This is a genomic window from Cohaesibacter sp. ES.047 (assembly GCF_900215505.1).
Taxonomy (GTDB): Bacteria; Pseudomonadota; Alphaproteobacteria; order Rhizobiales; family Cohaesibacteraceae; genus Cohaesibacter.
This window is the reverse complement of sequence record NZ_LT907844.1, coordinates 3,454,500-3,469,629: the sequence shown is the minus strand read 5'-3', so window position 1 is coordinate 3,469,629 and position 15,130 is coordinate 3,454,500. Positions and strand designations below refer to the sequence as shown.

16 protein-coding genes are annotated in these 15,130 nt (G+C 56.4%); 9 read left to right on the top strand and 7 right to left on the bottom strand.

Features of this window, described 5'->3' with window-relative positions; genetic code table 11:
- Positions 1–3: 3 nt before the first annotated feature.
- A complete protein-coding gene (locus tag CPH65_RS15800; RefSeq protein ID WP_096174764.1) occupies positions 4–834 on the bottom strand; it encodes an ATP-binding protein in 831 nt (276 codons plus the stop codon).
- A gap of 316 nt (positions 835–1,150) precedes the next feature.
- On the opposite strand from CPH65_RS15800, the gene rsxA reads away from it, so the two are divergent.
- From rsxA to CPH65_RS15765, 7 genes are all read left to right on the top strand, one after another.
- On the top strand, positions 1,151–1,732 hold the full coding sequence (gene rsxA / locus CPH65_RS15795) for an electron transport complex subunit RsxA (RefSeq protein WP_096174763.1): 582 nt from the start codon (positions 1,151–1,153) through the stop codon (positions 1,730–1,732).
- A 22-nt stretch (positions 1,733–1,754) separates the two neighbouring features.
- Positions 1,755–2,291, top strand: coding sequence for an RnfABCDGE type electron transport complex subunit B (locus tag CPH65_RS15790; protein ID WP_096174762.1), 537 nt, complete (start codon positions 1,755–1,757; stop codon positions 2,289–2,291).
- A gap of 26 nt (positions 2,292–2,317) precedes the next feature.
- Positions 2,318–3,856 carry an electron transport complex subunit RsxC gene (gene rsxC, locus CPH65_RS15785; protein ID WP_096174761.1) on the top strand — a complete coding sequence of 513 codons (1,539 nt, stop codon included), beginning with the start codon at positions 2,318–2,320 and terminating at the stop codon, positions 3,854–3,856.
- Complete coding sequence (locus CPH65_RS15780; RefSeq protein WP_096174760.1) at positions 3,853–4,944, top strand: RnfABCDGE type electron transport complex subunit D; 1,092 nt, start codon at positions 3,853–3,855, stop codon at positions 4,942–4,944. The genes rsxC and CPH65_RS15780 overlap by 4 nt, the downstream gene beginning before the upstream one ends.
- Positions 4,941–5,678, top strand: coding sequence for an electron transport complex subunit RsxG (rsxG, locus tag CPH65_RS15775; protein ID WP_197703861.1), 738 nt, complete (start codon positions 4,941–4,943; stop codon positions 5,676–5,678). The genes CPH65_RS15780 and rsxG overlap by 4 nt, the downstream gene beginning before the upstream one ends.
- Positions 5,675–6,367, top strand: coding sequence for an electron transport complex subunit E (locus CPH65_RS15770; RefSeq protein ID WP_096174759.1), 693 nt, complete (start codon positions 5,675–5,677; stop codon positions 6,365–6,367). Before rsxG ends, CPH65_RS15770 begins: the two co-directional genes overlap by 4 nt.
- Before the next feature lie 99 nt (positions 6,368–6,466).
- A complete protein-coding gene (locus tag CPH65_RS15765) occupies positions 6,467–6,727 on the top strand; it encodes an RnfH family protein (protein WP_096174758.1) in 261 nt (86 codons plus the stop codon).
- Between the two features lie 23 nt (positions 6,728–6,750).
- On the opposite strand, the gene CPH65_RS15760 is transcribed toward CPH65_RS15765, so the two are convergent.
- Positions 6,751–7,407, bottom strand: a complete 657-nt coding sequence (locus CPH65_RS15760) for a class I SAM-dependent methyltransferase (RefSeq protein WP_096174757.1) — start codon at positions 7,405–7,407, stop codon at positions 6,751–6,753.
- 156 nt (positions 7,408–7,563) lie between these two features.
- A complete protein-coding gene (locus CPH65_RS15755; RefSeq protein ID WP_096174756.1) occupies positions 7,564–9,156 on the bottom strand; it encodes an MBL fold metallo-hydrolase in 1,593 nt (530 codons plus the stop codon).
- Positions 9,157–9,409: 253 nt separating this feature from the next.
- Here CPH65_RS15755 and CPH65_RS15750 point away from each other — a divergent pair, with 253 nt between their 5' ends.
- Positions 9,410–10,135, top strand: a complete 726-nt coding sequence (locus CPH65_RS15750) for a TIGR00730 family Rossman fold protein (RefSeq protein ID WP_244574426.1) — start codon at positions 9,410–9,412, stop codon at positions 10,133–10,135.
- Positions 10,136–10,160: 25 nt separating this feature from the next.
- On the opposite strand, the gene CPH65_RS15745 is transcribed toward CPH65_RS15750, so the two are convergent.
- Entirely contained in the window at positions 10,161–10,568 is a 408-nt protein-coding gene (locus CPH65_RS15745; protein WP_096174754.1) for a hypothetical protein, read from the bottom strand.
- Positions 10,569–10,570: 2 nt separating this feature from the next.
- A complete protein-coding gene (locus CPH65_RS15740; RefSeq protein ID WP_157747737.1) occupies positions 10,571–11,866 on the bottom strand; it encodes a DUF2793 domain-containing protein in 1,296 nt (431 codons plus the stop codon).
- A gap of 166 nt (positions 11,867–12,032) precedes the next feature.
- Here CPH65_RS15740 and CPH65_RS15735 point away from each other — a divergent pair, with 166 nt between their 5' ends.
- The gene (locus CPH65_RS15735) at positions 12,033–13,058 is read left to right on the top strand and encodes an adenosine deaminase (protein ID WP_096174752.1); all 1,026 of its coding nucleotides are present in this window, start codon (positions 12,033–12,035) and stop codon (positions 13,056–13,058) included.
- A 21-nt stretch (positions 13,059–13,079) separates the two neighbouring features.
- Here CPH65_RS15735 and hemH read toward each other — a convergent pair whose 3' ends face one another.
- Together hemH and CPH65_RS15725 are read right to left on the bottom strand one after the other, a co-directional pair.
- Positions 13,080–14,114 (bottom strand): ferrochelatase, encoded by a 1,035-nt coding sequence (gene hemH / locus CPH65_RS15730; protein ID WP_096176450.1) that lies wholly within the window; start codon positions 14,112–14,114, stop codon positions 13,080–13,082.
- Between the two features lie 271 nt (positions 14,115–14,385).
- Positions 14,386–15,126, bottom strand: a complete 741-nt coding sequence (locus CPH65_RS15725; protein ID WP_096174751.1) for an RlmE family RNA methyltransferase — start codon at positions 15,124–15,126, stop codon at positions 14,386–14,388.
- Positions 15,127–15,130 lie beyond the last annotated feature (4 nt).

Here is a 15,130-nt window from a genome sequence, read left to right as displayed (position 1 = left end):
AATTCAGCAGGCTGGCAATGTGAAGCTGACGAAGGTCCCTATGCCTCCGCCATCTCTGATTTCGATCTCACCATGAAGGTCCGAAAGAATCTGATGGGCGATTGCCAGCCCCATTCCCGAGCGATGGGGTCCTTCGCTCCATGCGGTAAAGAAGGGCTCGAAAACCTTGCTTCTCAACCCCCGGTCGATGCCCGATCCGGTATCGTGGATACAGACTTCGATCAGCCCGTCATCAGCGGTGCGCGACGTCACGCCCACTTCACGGGCTCTGGCATTGTCCTGCGCCACGGCGATGATTGCATTGTCAATCAAGATGCGCAGCAGCACTCTCAAACCAATCTCATCGCCAAAGGTCATGGCAAGGTCCGGCTGGGCACGCCAATCGACGACAATCCCTGCCGCGGCCAGTTGGTCTGCCATGATAACAAGGCAGTCGCGGATTGCCTCGTTGACGTTGATCGGGCCATGCACCATCGATTTCTTCTCGGGGATCGCCAATGAAAGCCTGTTCTTTGCGGCCTCACCGGATTCCAGAGCCTCCTCGACAGCACAGCCCATCGGCGCGCAATGAAGGACCTTCTGCTGGCAGGTTTGGCGTTCCATGTTGTTCGACATCGCCTGAATGACATTGAGCGGTGCCTGCAACAGATAAAGAGCCCCGTCGATCATCTCGCGCGTTCTGTATTCCATCTCCGTCTCGGCCATCCGGGCACGAATGACATTGAGCCGCGCCTTCTCATACTGGCGCTTCTGGTAATCGACCAACTGGCAATGAGAGGCGCATTCCATCGTGTGCAATGGCACCTTGATATTGTCTGTAGAAAGTTCAGCCATGGTTTTTTCGCTTCTTGCTCTTTCTCTTACAAGAAAAGGTCAATGCAAGTTGCGTGCCGAAGTTTTTGGGCGCTTTTCGACCATTCCAGACTGTGATGCTTGTCGGATTTGCTACATTTTTCGGCGACTAAAACGGGAAATTGTCGGAATTCCAGCACATATAAGTATTAACACTAAGTCCATGAAATTCAACGGAAACTCTTGGCTTTATCGATCTCGGCGCAGATTGCCCGTCAGCAAGTCTGACTTGGCACAGGAAATGCAAATCATCTTCCAACCACCTCAAAGCCGACCCACATCATGATCGGAAGATGCCATGGACACCATGTTGCTCATCCTGTTGGAGACAGCCCTCGTCAACAATGTCGTGCTGGTCAAGTTCCTCGGACTTTGCCCCTTTATGGGGGTTTCCAACAAACTGTCCGCAGCTCTCGGGATGGGATTTGCGACGACCTTTGTCCTGACAATCGCCGCGACGGCTGGTTGGTTGCTCGAGACTCTGGTGCTGCAGCCTTTGGGTCTGGAGTATTTGCGCATCCTGACGCTCATTCTGGTTATTGCCTCTGTTGTGCAGTTTACCGAGTTGGCCATTTGCAAGCTTTCGCCACTTCTGCATCAGGGGCTAGGCATCTTCCTGCCCCTCATCACCACCAACTGCGCGGTTCTGGGGGTGGCACTGCTCAACATTCAGGAAGATCACACTTTTATTGAAAGCGTCCTGTTCGGCTTTGGCTCTGCTGTCGGCTTTTCGCTGGTGCTGGTCTTGTTTGCCGGTCTCAGAGAGCGCCTCAAGCTCGCCGATGTCCCGACGCTTTTCGCAGGAACGCCAATAGCCTTTCTAACCGCCGGATTTCTGTCCCTGTCCTTCATGGGCTTTGCCGGCCTTGTCTCGCACTGAGATGCGCTAGGAGAGATGCGCGATGTATGAAGCAATGTCCGCACTGTTGATCATGGGGATCGTGCTGGGAGGGAGTCTCGGGCTGGCCGCCTACTATCTCAAAGTTGAGGGCAACCCCATCGCTGGCGAGATCGAAACGCTTCTACCCGGCTCCAATTGTGGGCAATGCGGCTTTTTGGGGTGTTCAGATGCGGCCAATGCTCTTGCAACCAATAACGCGCCCGTCACTCTTTGCCCGCCCGGAGGCAAATCTCTGGCGACCGATCTCGCCAACAAGCTGGGCATCGAGGCTGACCTCTCCGATATGGAAGATAGTGGCCCTGTGATCGCCTTTGTCTTTGAAGATCTTTGCATTGGCTGCACCAAATGCATCAAGCGTTGCCCAACCGACGCGATCATCGGGGCATCCAAACAGATCCACGGCGTTGTCGATGACGCCTGCACCGGTTGCAGGAAATGCGCCGATGTCTGCCCGACCGGCGCAATCACCATGCGCCTTGAAACCCCAACCCTTCAAACATGGCACTGGCCCAAGCCTGACCTTCCGTTGGCCAGTTGACAGGGGCACGATAACAGGAACTCGCGATGAAACTGTTCAAGATCAGAGGGGGTGTTCACCCCAAGGGACGCAAGGAACTGGCTGCGGACAAGGCCATCGAACCGATGCCGATGCCCAGCCTCTTGCGCATACCATTGCAGCAACATATCGGAGCCCCCGCGACCGCCATCGTGGACAAGGGGGATGAAGTGAAGAAGGGCCAGCTTCTGGCTGCGTCTCGCGGTGCAGTGTCGGCCAGCATCCATGCGCCCACCTCGGGCCGTGTCATTGCCATTGGTCGCTTTGTGGCGCCCCATGCGTCCGGTCTTCCCGGCCCGACCGTTACCTTGCGGCCCGATGGCAAGGATGAATGGGGTGATCTCGCCGCCGCTCTGGATCCGGAGACAGCGAGTGCGGACGATATCGCCAAGCGCGTGGGCGAATGCGGCATCGTGGGCATGGGTGGGGCGACCTTCCCGTCAGCGGTCAAACTCAATCTGAGAAACCGCAACAAACTGCACACGCTCGTTATCAATGCCGCCGAATGTGAACCCTACCTCACCTGTGATGAGCGGCTCATGCGCGAACGCACGAACGCCGTGTTTGATGGCATCCGCCTGATGCACCGCACGCTTGGTGTTGCAAAAACAATCATTGCCATTGAAACAAACAAGCCAGAAGCTGCCAGGCAGCTCAAGGCCGCTTGCTCATCGCGAAACGATCTCAACATCTGCGTGACCGAGGTGCCTGCCCGCTATCCCATGGGATCGGAAAAGCATCTTGTCCAGACCCTTACGGGCAAGGAAACTCCTGCCCGCGCGCTGACTGCCGATATTGGTGTTGTCGTGCACAATGTTGCCACTGCCTATGCGGTGCATGAGGCTGTCGTGCATGGTCGTCCACTCATTTCACGGGTCATGACCGTCAGTGGCGAGATGATCAAGAGGACCGGCAATTACGACGTGCTGATGGGCACGCCGATCTCACACATTCTCGAGCATTGTGGTGGGTTCGTGCAGGAGCCGGAGCGGCTGCTCCTGGGCGGGCCGATGATGGGGCAGCCGATCCACAGCACGCGCGCGCCGATCATCAAGGGCAGCAACGGCATCCTCGCCCTCGGCGTAAAAGAAGTGAAAGCCAAGCCGCAAATGCCCTGCATTCGCTGCACGGCCTGCGTGGCGGCCTGCCCGTGCGGCTTGATGCCGTTTGATATGGCCCAGCGCATTCGCGGCGATGAACTCGACAGTGCGGTCGACATCGGGCTTCTGGACTGCATTGCCTGCGGCTCCTGTGCCTATGTCTGCCCGTCCAACATCCCGCTGGTGCAATATTTCAATTACGCCAAGGGCAGTCTGACGGCCAAACAGCGCGCCGACCACAAGCAGGAAGAGACCAAGCGCCTGATGCAGTCCCATGACACACGCATGGAAAAGATGCGCCTTGAGAAGAAGGCTGCCATGGCCAAGATGAAAGCGGAACGGGAAGCCAAAAAGAAGCAACAGGAACAGGCCAAGCTCGACAAGGCCCGTGCGGCGGTCAAATCTGCAAACTCGGGCGAGAGTGACAAGGTGAAGGTAAAGGCATGAGCGCGATTGACATCCTGAGCGGCCCATACACCCATTCCGGAGCAAGCGTCTCCCGCACCATGGGGCTCGTCATGGTGGCGCTGCTGCCCTCCACCCTGTTCGGCTTTTATCAGTTCGGTTGGCCGGCGGTGTTTCTGTTTGTCGTGACGGTGCTGGTGGCTCTGTTGTGCGAGGCCCTTTGTCTGCGCCTTGCGGGGAAACCGGTCAAAACCTTTGTCATGGACGGATCCGGGCTTCTCACGGGTTGGCTCCTTGCGATGACCCTTCCGCCGTGGGCTCCATGGTGGGTTGGTGCCATCGGTGCGATCATAGCCATATCGCTGGCGAAACACGCCTTTGGTGGTCTTGGCCAGAATATTTTCAACCCGGCGATGGTGGCGCGAACAATCCTCCTCATTTCCTTTCCCGTTCAGATGACGCAGTTCATTAACCCCGTCCCGCTCGGCTCGGCCGGTGCGCCCAATCTGATTGAGGGGCTTTATGTGACGCTGATTGGCCATACGCAATTGGATGCATTCACCGGTGCATCAATGCTGGGATCAATCAAGACACAACTCAGTCAGGGGGAAATGCTGCCCACGATCCTGTCGCAGAGCTTTGACTTGCGCGACATGGCGGTCGGCATGACGGCCGGATCAATGGGCGAAACCTCCGCTCTGCTGGCTCTACTTGGGGGCCTGTTCCTTATCGCAACCCGGGTTATCACCTGGCACACATCCGTCGCCATGACGGTAGCGATGGTTGCCCTCTCTGGTCTGTTTCATGCCATCGATCCCAACCGCTATGCCGATCCAATGGTTCACCTGGTTTCCGGCACCTTCGTCTTTGCCGTGTTCTTCATCGCCACCGACTATGTCACTGCGCCCGGCACAGCGCTTGGCAAGCTGGTGTTTGGCGCGGGTGTCGGAACGCTGACCTTCATCATCCGCACATGGGCGGCCTATCCCGAAGGGGTGGCGTTTGCGATCCTCTTGATGAATGCGACGGTGCCGCTGATCGATACCTACATCAAGACCCGCGTTTATGGCCGCACCCGCAAGGGCACGCCGATCGAATATGACGACAAGGATGTGGAGAGACCGGTATGAGCCGTCGCAACAAGACCCTTATCCGTTCCGTCGGCATGGCCCGGCGCCTCGCGCGCAAAGCGGGCAGCATCTATGACAGGATCAGAGGCAATCCGGCCTATCTTGCCACTCTTCTTGGCGGATTTTCGCTGGTTACCGCGTTCATTCTTGCCTCAAGCCATATGGCGACAGAGGCAGCGATCCAGCAGCGCCAGAAAGAAGACCTGCAAGGCTCGCTTTCACTCGTGATCCCATCCGCCCTGCACGACAATGATCTGGTGCGGGACTCCTATGTTCTGGCAGATGCCGGCGGTGTGTCCAAGCGGATCTATCCGGCCACTGTTGATGGCGAACTCACGGCGGTTGCCTATCAGGTTACAGGACTAGGCTATGGCGGCCCTATCCTTGCGCTGCTTGGCGTGGATCGCGATGGCACCATTCTGGGGGTGCGCGTTCTCCAACACGCAGAAACACCGGGCCTTGGCGACAAGATCGAGGCCAACCGCAGTGACTGGATCAAAAGCTTCACTGGTCAGTCCTTCGCCCTCCTGTCGCCAGACCAGTGGGAGGTCAAGAAGGACGGCGGCTATTTCGATCAGCTGTCTGGCGCAACGATCACGCCACGGGCGGTTGTTCAATCAGTCAAGGGCGGTATCAGCTTCTTCACCTCTCATATGGATGAGCTGCTCGAAGGCGGTCACAAGGCAGAGCCGAACGTCACCGAACCGATCAAGACACAAGAGGAGCCGTCATGAACAGATATCTCGACATAACCCTTGAGGGTCTATGGACCAACACGATCGTCTTCTCCCAAACCCTTGCGCTCTGTCCCCTTCTGGCGGTGACCAGCACGGCGACAAACGGGCTCGGGCTCGGCCTTGCGACAACAGCGGTTCTTGTGGCCTCGGGACTGCTCATCGCTCTGTTGCGCAACATCATCGAGCCGGAAATCCGCATTCCTGCCTTTGTTTTGATCATCGCAGGGCTGGTGACCATCGTAGATCTCTACATGAACGCCTATATGCACGATCTTTACAAGATCCTCGGGCTATTCATTCCCCTGATCGTGACCAACTGCGCCATTCTGGGCCGCGCCGAAAGTTTTGCCTCGAAAGCCAAGATTCTGCCAGCGATGGTGGACGGCTTGATGATGGGCGTGGGGTTTACCCTCGCGCTTGTCCTTCTGGGTGGAGTCAGGGAGATCATAGGCTCTGGGACGCTCTTCTCGGGTGCCTCGCTCTTGCTCGGACCCGCTTTCAGCTTTCTGGAAATCACGGTCATTCCCGACTATGGCGGTTTTCTGATTTTCATTCTGCCGCCTGGCGGGTTTATCATGCTTGGCCTCATTCTGGTTGTGAAACGGATGATCGACGCCAAGTTCGCCCAGCAAGACCAGATCGACACCCAGCCCAGCGAACCCATGCGCAAGCAAATCACAATCTGAGTGCAGATTGGGCTGCGTGGGGGATCCGGCCACCCAGCGCACGAGGCCCCTCGTTGAGCACCAGACGCCATGTGCGCAGTTGCGGAAAGGAGCGTTCCAATGAATATCGGCGTTGCCTATGTCACCCCGACCCACAAGGTCTGGATGCGGATGGAGATGCCCACGGGCAGCACAGTGGAAGATGCGATCAATCTGTCCGGCATTCTGAACCAGTTCCCCGAAATCGACCTCGAAAGGCAGAAGGTCGGCATCTTCGGCCGTATCTCAAAGCTCAACAAACCTCTGGAAGAAGGCGACCGGGTTGAAATCTATCGCCCGATCACAGCAGATCCGGATCTCGTCGAGCGCAGGGACCAGTAAGCCACATCGCTTTGGAGCGAGGATCAGGCGCGTTCATATTTCCAGATAAAGGCTGGCGGAATCGACTGCCAAACGGCCCTGTCGCACTTTGCCTTCAGACCGAGATTCTCATAAACCTCTTTCTTGATGGGCGACTTGAGACGGTAGGTCAATTGGACAAAGCTTGCATCCTCTGCCATGACGTCGAGCATCGATCCCAGAATTCGGTGCTGAAGTGCGTCATCGAACAGCTTGATCGGCAAGGTCGAAACCACAGCCCCGACCTTGGGGCTTTTTCGTTTCAGCCAGAGATCGGCGATCTCTTCTGCACCCATGTTCAGCACATCGACACCGGGGTACTTTCGGGAGAGAAAGCTTGCGAACTCCCGATCCAGCTCAACCGCCGTCAGATCGTGCGCCTTGATGCCGCTGCCGAGCAACTGCCGCGTGATAGCACCGGTGCCAGCCCCCAGCTCGATCACTGGCTTGCCGTTGCACTCCCCAACCGCTTCGCACATGCTTTTGCCGACGGATGGCCGGGACGGAAAGACACTACAGATCTGGACGGGATTTTTCAGACTCTGTTGCCAGAACAACAAGGATGACGAGAGTGGGCCTGCACCTTCGGAGACAGTCCCGAAAATACGGTGAATCTGCGTACGCAGCGCTTGCGCCTTTTCCAAAGCGGCTGCCTTTGGCATGTCAAGATTCTCCTGTTCAAATCAACACACACCTACCCGTCTAATTTTCTTATGCTTCAGTTTTGTGACTGACGATTGCATTATCGGGGATGGGTCTGGTTTGAACAGATTTCAGCGAGGCGCCGCACCCATCGGCACCCCGATTGCTTCTGATGGCTAGGCTTTTTCCAGCGCGCGTTTGATGCGGCGAGCAAGGGCGCGTCTTGCCTTCTCGTCAGCGAGCTTGTCGAAAGCTTCCTTGAGGTCGATCTGCAGCTCGGCAAACTCGTTGTGCGCATCCCAGCCGCCAAGATCCTGAGGTTTCAAGCGGTGCGGAATGTTTTCGAAATAGTCCGGCTTGCCCTTGCGGCTCAGGCGCACTTCATCATCGATTGAGGGAATGGAAATGAGCTTCTCAGGCATCCCTTCAGCAATCAGGGCCGCCTTCAGTGCCTTAGCCGCCTCTTCCTCGCCATGGCACAGATACAGCCCATGCCTGATGGGTTTGCGCGAGGTGATCCAGTCAACCAGTTCGTTTTCATCCGCATGGCCTGAATAGGTCTCGATCTGCCTGACCTTGCCGCGAATGGTGATTTCCTCGCCCTGAATGCGTACCTTTCTGGCGCCTTCGAGCAGCAAACGCCCCAGAGACCCTTCAGCCTGATAGCCGACCAGCAATAGTGTGGTGTTGGTGTTCCACATGCGGTTCTTGATGTGGTGGCGGATGCGCCCGGCGTCGCACATGCCGCTTCCAGCCATGATGATGGCACCGGATTTGATCCGGTTGATGGACTTGCTCTCCTCCACCGTCTGAGTAAAGCGGATATGGCCGGTATTGATGTGATCAAGGTGGCCCGCGACATCTTCCAGTTCACCCGCATGTTTCTTGAAGACCTCAGTTGCCTTGATGGCGAGAGGACTATCGAGAAAGATCGGCACGTTTCTGAGCTGGCCTGTCTGCTGCAGGATCAGAATATCGGCGAGGAGTTCCTGTGTCCGTTCAACGGCAAAGGCCGGAATGAGCAACATGCCATCGTTTTTCAGCGCCGCTTTGATTTCTTTGAGCAGAATGTCGCGCTTTTCCTCTGAGGTCACAACCGGACGGGTGCGACCACCGTATGTGCTTTCTGAAATCACATAATCATAATCGGTTGAGGCGTCCGGGTCGGGGTGGAACAGCTTGTGATTGGGCCCCAGATCGCCGGACCACAGCAGGCGCAGGCTGTCCTCGTTGGGATCGGCTGTAGGGACTTCGATCTGGATGGAGGCAGAGCCCAGAATGTGCCCGGCATTCCAGAACTTGACCCGAATGCCATCAAGATCCAGCCATTCCTCATAGTCAACACTGACGAAGTCCAATTGGCAGGCTTCTGCGTCTTGCTGCGTGTAGATCGGCTCGATCTCCGGTTTGCCGCGCCGCGCGTTGCGCCGGTTGAGATGCATGACATCCATTTCCTGAATGTGCGCACTGTCGGGCAGCATCGCAGCCAGCAGATCCTTTGTCGGCTCCGTCATATAGACTGGCCCCTTGAAACCCTCCTTGAACAGCTTGGGCAACAGGCCCGAATGGTCAATATGGGCATGGGTGAGCAGAACGAAATCAATCTCGGCGGGATCGAAGGGAAAAGAATTGTAATTCAGAGACCGGATGGTCTTGGTGCCCTGAAACATGCCGCAATCGACCAGAAAACGGTGACCGGCCGTTTTCACCATGTAACAGGAACCGGTGACTGTCCCGGCGGCGCCACAGAATTTTAGTGAGACATCCATTGTTTTCCTCCAACCCCGACTGCACCGGCCTGTAAGCGAGGGGTTCGGCTTGCACATCTCCGGTGCACTAAAATCATTTTTCCACAATTGATCGCAATTGCAACATCGCTTTGAAATATTTTGGCTATTCTAATCCCTCAAGCAATACTTGCCTGTCGTTTTCCTGATACACCATGCTGGTTGGATTCACAGGTTCAGCCGGACCAAAAAGAGACGTTCAAAGATGACAAACCACTCGACCTCGCGCCCAAAAATGAAAAATGACATGCTCGCTTTCGAGGATATCGACTTCCTGAAACGCGAGGAGTTGCGCGGAGCCCGATTGGAGCTTGAATTCTCAAAGGCAGATCTGGGGATGCGGGATCATGGCATCCTGTCGACCGTCGTCGTTTTTGGCAGTGCACGAACACCTGAGGATCATCTGTTCTATCAGCAGTCGCGCGAGCTGGGGCGCATCGTGTCCGAGCGTGGCGGCGCGCTTCATCCGGAAAATGGCCATCACAAGAATGTAATCTGCACGGGTGGCGGACCGGGTATCATGGAAGCGGCCAACCGGGGTGCGCATGACGCAGGAGCGCTCAACATCGGGCTGAACATTCAATTGCCCCACGAGCAGCATCTCAACCCATATGTGACGCCGGAACTGAGCTTTGAGTTTCAGTATTTCGCTCTCAGAAAAATGCATTTCGCCATGCGGGCCAGCGCGCTTGTTGCCTTTCCGGGCGGGTTTGGCACGCTGGATGAGCTGTTTGATATTCTCACTCTCAAACAGACCGCGCGGATCAAGGGCATGCCGATCATTCTGGTTGGCAAGAAATTTTGGGAAAATGTGCTGAATTTCGACGTGCTGATCGAACATGGCACGATTGCCCCGGGCGATGTCGACTATTTCATCATTGTCGACACGCCAGAGGAAGCTTGGGAGGTCATGGTGGATCATGGCATCCTGACCATGGGTTTCAGCAAGAACGCGGTCTAGCGCCTCCCGAAATGCCTGCTGCGACCTAAGTGTCTTGAGCCGATCGCCACAGCGTTTCGGTTTCACTCTCAGAGAGCCCCAGAGCGAGCCTGATGCTCTCAACAAGTGGATTGTCTGGCTGATAGAGGCTTGCGTATTGCCATTCGATCAAGGCCTCCTGCCGCTCGGTTGGATCTTCGATGGCCTCAAGGGCTGGCTCGACGAGATCAAGATAGCCAGCCCGAGACAAGGCAAGGCGCAACTGGCGCGGCGTCAGTGCCACCAGCTTTTCGTCTCCTTCGTCATAGGGCGCGATGCTATGGCCGTCCGCCTCCCATGCCGCAATCCCCTTGCGATGCCGGTTGGCCATATCGTCTGGGATCGAGACCGCCTGCCCGTCGATGGTGGCCTGAATGGTTCCGTCCTTGGTGAAGGTTGCCGTTTCAATTTGCATTGTTAAATCTCCGCATCGATCTGAACCACCGCCGTATAGTAGGCGTCCCCCACCACCAGCGCCGACGTATAAAGACGAAAGCCGACTGGCGAGATTGGAGACGCGACAACGGCCCCGACATTGTTGCTTTCCAGCACATTGACAAAGGACACAGTCGGGCTGATCCGCTTGACCGAGCCAAAGGTTATGTAGCTGCCGAAAAGCCCTGCTGCTGAATTCGGGGATTGAATGAGCGCCACGGTCATGAACTCGAAATAGCGCTGACACATGGCCAACTCTTCAAGGTCGTTTCTGTCTTCAAAGGGATCAACCATTGAGCGGCAGTCCCCTGAACAGACAGAAACGCGCGTTGCGTCCGCTGGCACGACAACTGAGGTTGCCCCTCCCGCCAGACCGGTCACATAGATCGGACTGGGTGCCGTGGTGCCGCCAATGGTTCCCGCTCCATTGCTGGCGCTTTCGAAGGTCAGGGTGTAGTCACCGGCAGGCAAGCCCGCAATCACCTGCTCCAATCCACCAGCATGCCCTTTCCAGCGATCAAAGCCATAGACACCGACGCCTGGGGTTCGCGTGCCGCCGCGCTGGTTGACCGTGAAACCGCCATTGATGATCCAGTTTTTGGGCTTGAGATTGTCAACACCAGAGGGGAAGGACACCACGCCGGACGCCGCCGCAATTCGGAGGCCGTTCTGCCAACTTGCGCCATCCGGGCTGACCTTGAAGGAGAAATTGTCTTCCCCCGCAAGCCCCATTTCCGCCCTGCCGGACCAGTCCGTCTGAAACAGAAAGGATCCCGTATTGGCGGTGGCGCTTTTGTTGAGCTTGACCTGAATGTTCCCCGTTCCCGGTGTGACGTCATCATGACTGATCAGCACCGCGTCGGATTTGATGGCAAGGCGATTTGTTTCATCCGCTGCCGTATTGACACCCCATAACGACACGCCGCCACCCGTCACAAAGTCGGAAAACAACACCCAGTCCGTACCGTTGAAAACGCAAATCGCGCTTTCATCTTCAACCCACGCGAACCAGCCGACATTTGGAACAAGCCGTGTCCATCCGCCGTCAAGGAAGGCGGCAATGCTTTTCTCCCAGCCCGCCCAAGCGCCGTTTGCGCCGCTGGCTACAATATAGCGCACCCCTTCAGAGGGATCGGCTGGCGGTGTGGTCAGGTTGCGATCAATCACCGACAACTGAACGACCGCATCGAGAATGCGCAAGGCTTCGTTGTGCGTGATGTGCTTCTGGTCTTGCGACCCCGTGATATAGGGCAAAGACAGATAATTCGTGTTTTCCATGGCTCCAATGTTCCGTTGATTGACATTGGGCTGATTATTCGGGTGCTTAAGCCGCATGGGGATTGGGAGAATAAGTCGAACCCAATAAGCTTTACTCTTTCGCATTCGGGCAACTTCTGTAAAATCGCGGATATTGATTTATTCGCATTTGCCCTCGGAGTGCTTCATGACTGATCTTGCTAATGCCCTGATTGACCGCCTGCCCAAAGCCGAACTGCATTTGCATATCGAGGGCACTCTCGAGCCGGAATTGATGCTGGCCCTTGCCAAGCGCAACAATGTAAAACTGCCCTATGAGACGGTCGAGGACGTCGCCAAAGCCTATGAGTTCGACTGCCTGCAGGACTTCCTTGATCTCTACTATATGGGCATGAGCGTGTTGCAGACTGAGCAGGATTTCCATGACCTGACATGGGCTTACCTCCTCAAGGTCCATGCGGACAGTCTCACTCATGTGGAGATGTTCTTTGACCCGCAGGCCCACACGGATCGCGGTGTTGCGTTTGAGACCGTGCTTGGCGGGATTGTCTCAGCACTGGAGAAGGCCAAGAATGAGCTGGGCATCACGTCGAAACTGATCATGTGCTTCCTGCGTCACCTGCCCGAGGAGCAGGCTTTTGATGCCCTGGAGTGCGCCTGCAAGCACAAGGACCATATCCACGCAGTGGGCCTCGACAGCTCTGAAAAAGGCTTCCCGCCGCCCCTGTTCGAACGGGTTTTTGAAGCCTCTCGCAAGGAAGGCTTTATCCCCGTCGCCCATGCGGGCGAGGAAGGCCCGGCGGAGAATGTCCGCACGGCGCTTGACGTGCTCAAGGTGGAGCGCGTGGACCATGGCAACAGCGCCCTCACAGATCCGGCGCTTGTCCAGCGGCTCGCAAAGCAGCGCACGCCGCTGACCATGTGCCCACTTTCCAACCTAAGGCTCAAGGGCATCCCGACCATTGGCGACAGCCCGGTGAAAAAGGCCATGGATGCGGGGCTTTTGGTGACGGTGAATTCGGATGATCCGAGCTATTTTGGCGGCTATCTCAACGACAATTATCGCGCCATCCACAAGGCGCTCGACCTTGACGAGCATGACCTTATCACGCTGGCCAAAAACAGTTTCGCGGCCAGTTTCATCCCGGACCGTGAAAAACAGGGCCATATCGATGCCATCGACAAGGTGGTAGAGGATGTCAAGAAGGGCTGATTAAGCCCTTCCCGTTTGGCATCAGACCCAGCCGTTCAGCTCATTAAGGGTCAGAGTTTCGAGCATGTCCATGCCTTCGTCGCTGTCGTTGAGACAGCGGATGTGGGCGAATTGCTCGCCGCCATGCTCCATAAAGATCTCGCGGTTTTCGCCGTCAATTTCCTCAAGCGTCTCAAGACAGTCTGCCGAAAAGCCGGGATTGACGATCGCCATGCGTTTGACACCGCTTTCGGCCAGCTCGGTGACTGTTGCGTCGGTATAGGGCTTGATCCACTCTTCCCGCCCGAACAGGGACTGGAACGTGGTTTTCAGATAGTCATTCTGCCAGCCAAGTTTTTCGCGGATGAGGCGTGATGTCTTCATGCAGTGACAGTGATAGGGGTCGCCATTCTCGAAATAGCGTTTGGGGATGCCGTGGTAGGAGGCAAGAATGATTTCTGGTTCGAAATCAAGGCTCTCCACGGCTTTCTTCATGGAAATCGCCATGGCCTCGATATAGGCCGGGTCATCGTAGTAAGGCGGCAGCGTGCGCAGGGCCGGTTGCCAGCGCATCTCTTTGAGAACGTCAAAGACCTTGTCGTTGACCGTGGCCGTGGTGGCGGCGGCATATTGCGGATAGAGCGGCAAAACCAGAAGGCGCTCGCAGCCCTTGTCCTGCAAGGCCTCGACGCGGGACTTGATGGACGGATTGCCGTAGCGCATCGCAAAATCAACCACGACCTCACGCCCGAATGACTTTTGTGCCAGTCGCTCCGCAAGCTTTTCGCTTTGGCTGCGTGTGATCGTCAGCAACGGCCCTTCGTTCTTCTCGTGATTCCAGACTTGGTCGTAGATCTTGCCGGATTTCTGCGGGCGGGTCTGCAGGATGATGCCATTGAGGATCGGCCACCATTTCCACTTGGGCACTTCGATGACGCGCTGATCGGACAGGAACTCCTTGAGGTAGCGGCGCATGGATTTGTAATCCGTACCGTCTGGTGTTCCCAAATTGACCAGCAGAACGCCAATCTTGCCATAGGCGATTTTGGGGTGATTGTCTGGCCAGTTTGCAGTCATATCGATGTCCTTGTCGTCGAGTCTTGCTTGCGCCGGGGTGGCTTCATGCACCTGAACCAGCCAACCCAGTGTCTCTTGCATAACAGTGGATGTGCATCCTCGCATCAACGAGTTCGCACGCCATACATGAAAATAACGCAACATTCCTTGAGCTTTTTGGCGAAAAACAGAAGTAACCAAAAAGACTGAATCTCACCTTGTTCGAGCCGGATCGTCCGTTGGATCACCTGCCTAGAGCACTCTTGAGCTGTCAACACGTCTCGGGCTGAGATTATTTCTCTGCGCTCATTGCATCCCCTTCAGACCGTCCCCGGAAGCCCTTGGCGAAGACATACATCTCCGGGCTTTCCTTGCGGCTTGCCGGCGGTTTGATGTGATGGATGGACTGATAGTCACGCTTCAGTTCGGCCAGCATTTCATGCTCTGTACCGCCCTTGAAGACCTTGGAAAGGAAGCATCCGCCCGGCCGCAGGTTTTCCTTGGCAAACAGGGCTGCCACCTCGAACAGATGCACCGTGCGCAGGTGATCGGTCTGTTTATGGCCCGTGGTGGGTGCTGCCATGTCCGAGAGCACCACATCGGGCCTGTGGCCACCAAGGGCGTCCATCAACAGTTGCGGCGCATCGTCATCCAGGAAATCTTTGAGCAGCACAGTCACACCGGGCAGCGGATCCATACCAAGATAATCGATCCCGACCACGAGGGGATTGTCGCTGTTGGACTGCACGCGGCGGGCCGCGATGTCGCACCAGCCGCCCGGCGCACAGCCCAGATCGACCACACGCATGCCCGGCTTCAAAAATTGGAACCGGTCATCCATTTCAATGAGCTTGAACGTCGAACGGGAGCGGAAGCCCTCTTTCTTGGCCCGCTGCACATAGGGGTCATTGAGCTGACGCTGCAACCAACGCGTCGAGGAGCTTTTGCGCCCACGGGCAGATTTCACCCTCACCTTCTGAACGCGAAGTCCCCGGCTATCCTGCCCCTCACCGCCACCTGACTTTTTTGCCATTTGT

Bases quoted from the DNA above. Each gene is read 5' to 3' on its own strand.
- rsxC (WP_096174761.1), top strand. From the start codon at position 2,318: ATGAAACTGTTCAAGATCAGAGGGGGTGTTCACCCCAAGGGACGCAAG.
- CPH65_RS15780 (WP_096174760.1), top strand. From the start codon at position 3,853: ATGAGCGCGATTGACATCCTGAGCGGCCCATACACCCATTCCGGAGCA.
- rsxG (WP_197703861.1), top strand. From the start codon at position 4,941: ATGAGCCGTCGCAACAAGACCCTTATCCGTTCCGTCGGCATGGCCCGG.
- CPH65_RS15735 (WP_096174752.1), top strand. From the start codon at position 12,033: ATGACTGATCTTGCTAATGCCCTGATTGACCGCCTGCCCAAAGCCGAA.
- hemH (WP_096176450.1), bottom strand. From the start codon at position 14,114: ATGACTGCAAACTGGCCAGACAATCACCCCAAAATCGCCTATGGCAAG.
- rsxA (WP_096174763.1), top strand. From the start codon at position 1,151: ATGGACACCATGTTGCTCATCCTGTTGGAGACAGCCCTCGTCAACAAT.
- CPH65_RS15740 (WP_157747737.1), bottom strand. From the start codon at position 11,866: ATGGAAAACACGAATTATCTGTCTTTGCCCTATATCACGGGGTCGCAA.
- CPH65_RS15725 (WP_096174751.1), bottom strand. From the start codon at position 15,126: ATGGCAAAAAAGTCAGGTGGCGGTGAGGGGCAGGATAGCCGGGGACTT.
- CPH65_RS15770 (WP_096174759.1), top strand. From the start codon at position 5,675: ATGAACAGATATCTCGACATAACCCTTGAGGGTCTATGGACCAACACG.
- CPH65_RS15765 (WP_096174758.1), top strand. From the start codon at position 6,467: ATGAATATCGGCGTTGCCTATGTCACCCCGACCCACAAGGTCTGGATG.
- CPH65_RS15800 (WP_096174764.1), bottom strand. From the start codon at position 834: ATGGCTGAACTTTCTACAGACAATATCAAGGTGCCATTGCACACGATG.
- CPH65_RS15745 (WP_096174754.1), bottom strand. From the start codon at position 10,568: ATGCAAATTGAAACGGCAACCTTCACCAAGGACGGAACCATTCAGGCC.
- CPH65_RS15755 (WP_096174756.1), bottom strand. From the start codon at position 9,156: ATGGATGTCTCACTAAAATTCTGTGGCGCCGCCGGGACAGTCACCGGT.
- CPH65_RS15790 (WP_096174762.1), top strand. From the start codon at position 1,755: ATGTATGAAGCAATGTCCGCACTGTTGATCATGGGGATCGTGCTGGGA.
- CPH65_RS15750 (WP_244574426.1), top strand. From the start codon at position 9,410: ATGAAAAATGACATGCTCGCTTTCGAGGATATCGACTTCCTGAAACGC.
- CPH65_RS15760 (WP_096174757.1), bottom strand. From the start codon at position 7,407: ATGCCAAAGGCAGCCGCTTTGGAAAAGGCGCAAGCGCTGCGTACGCAG.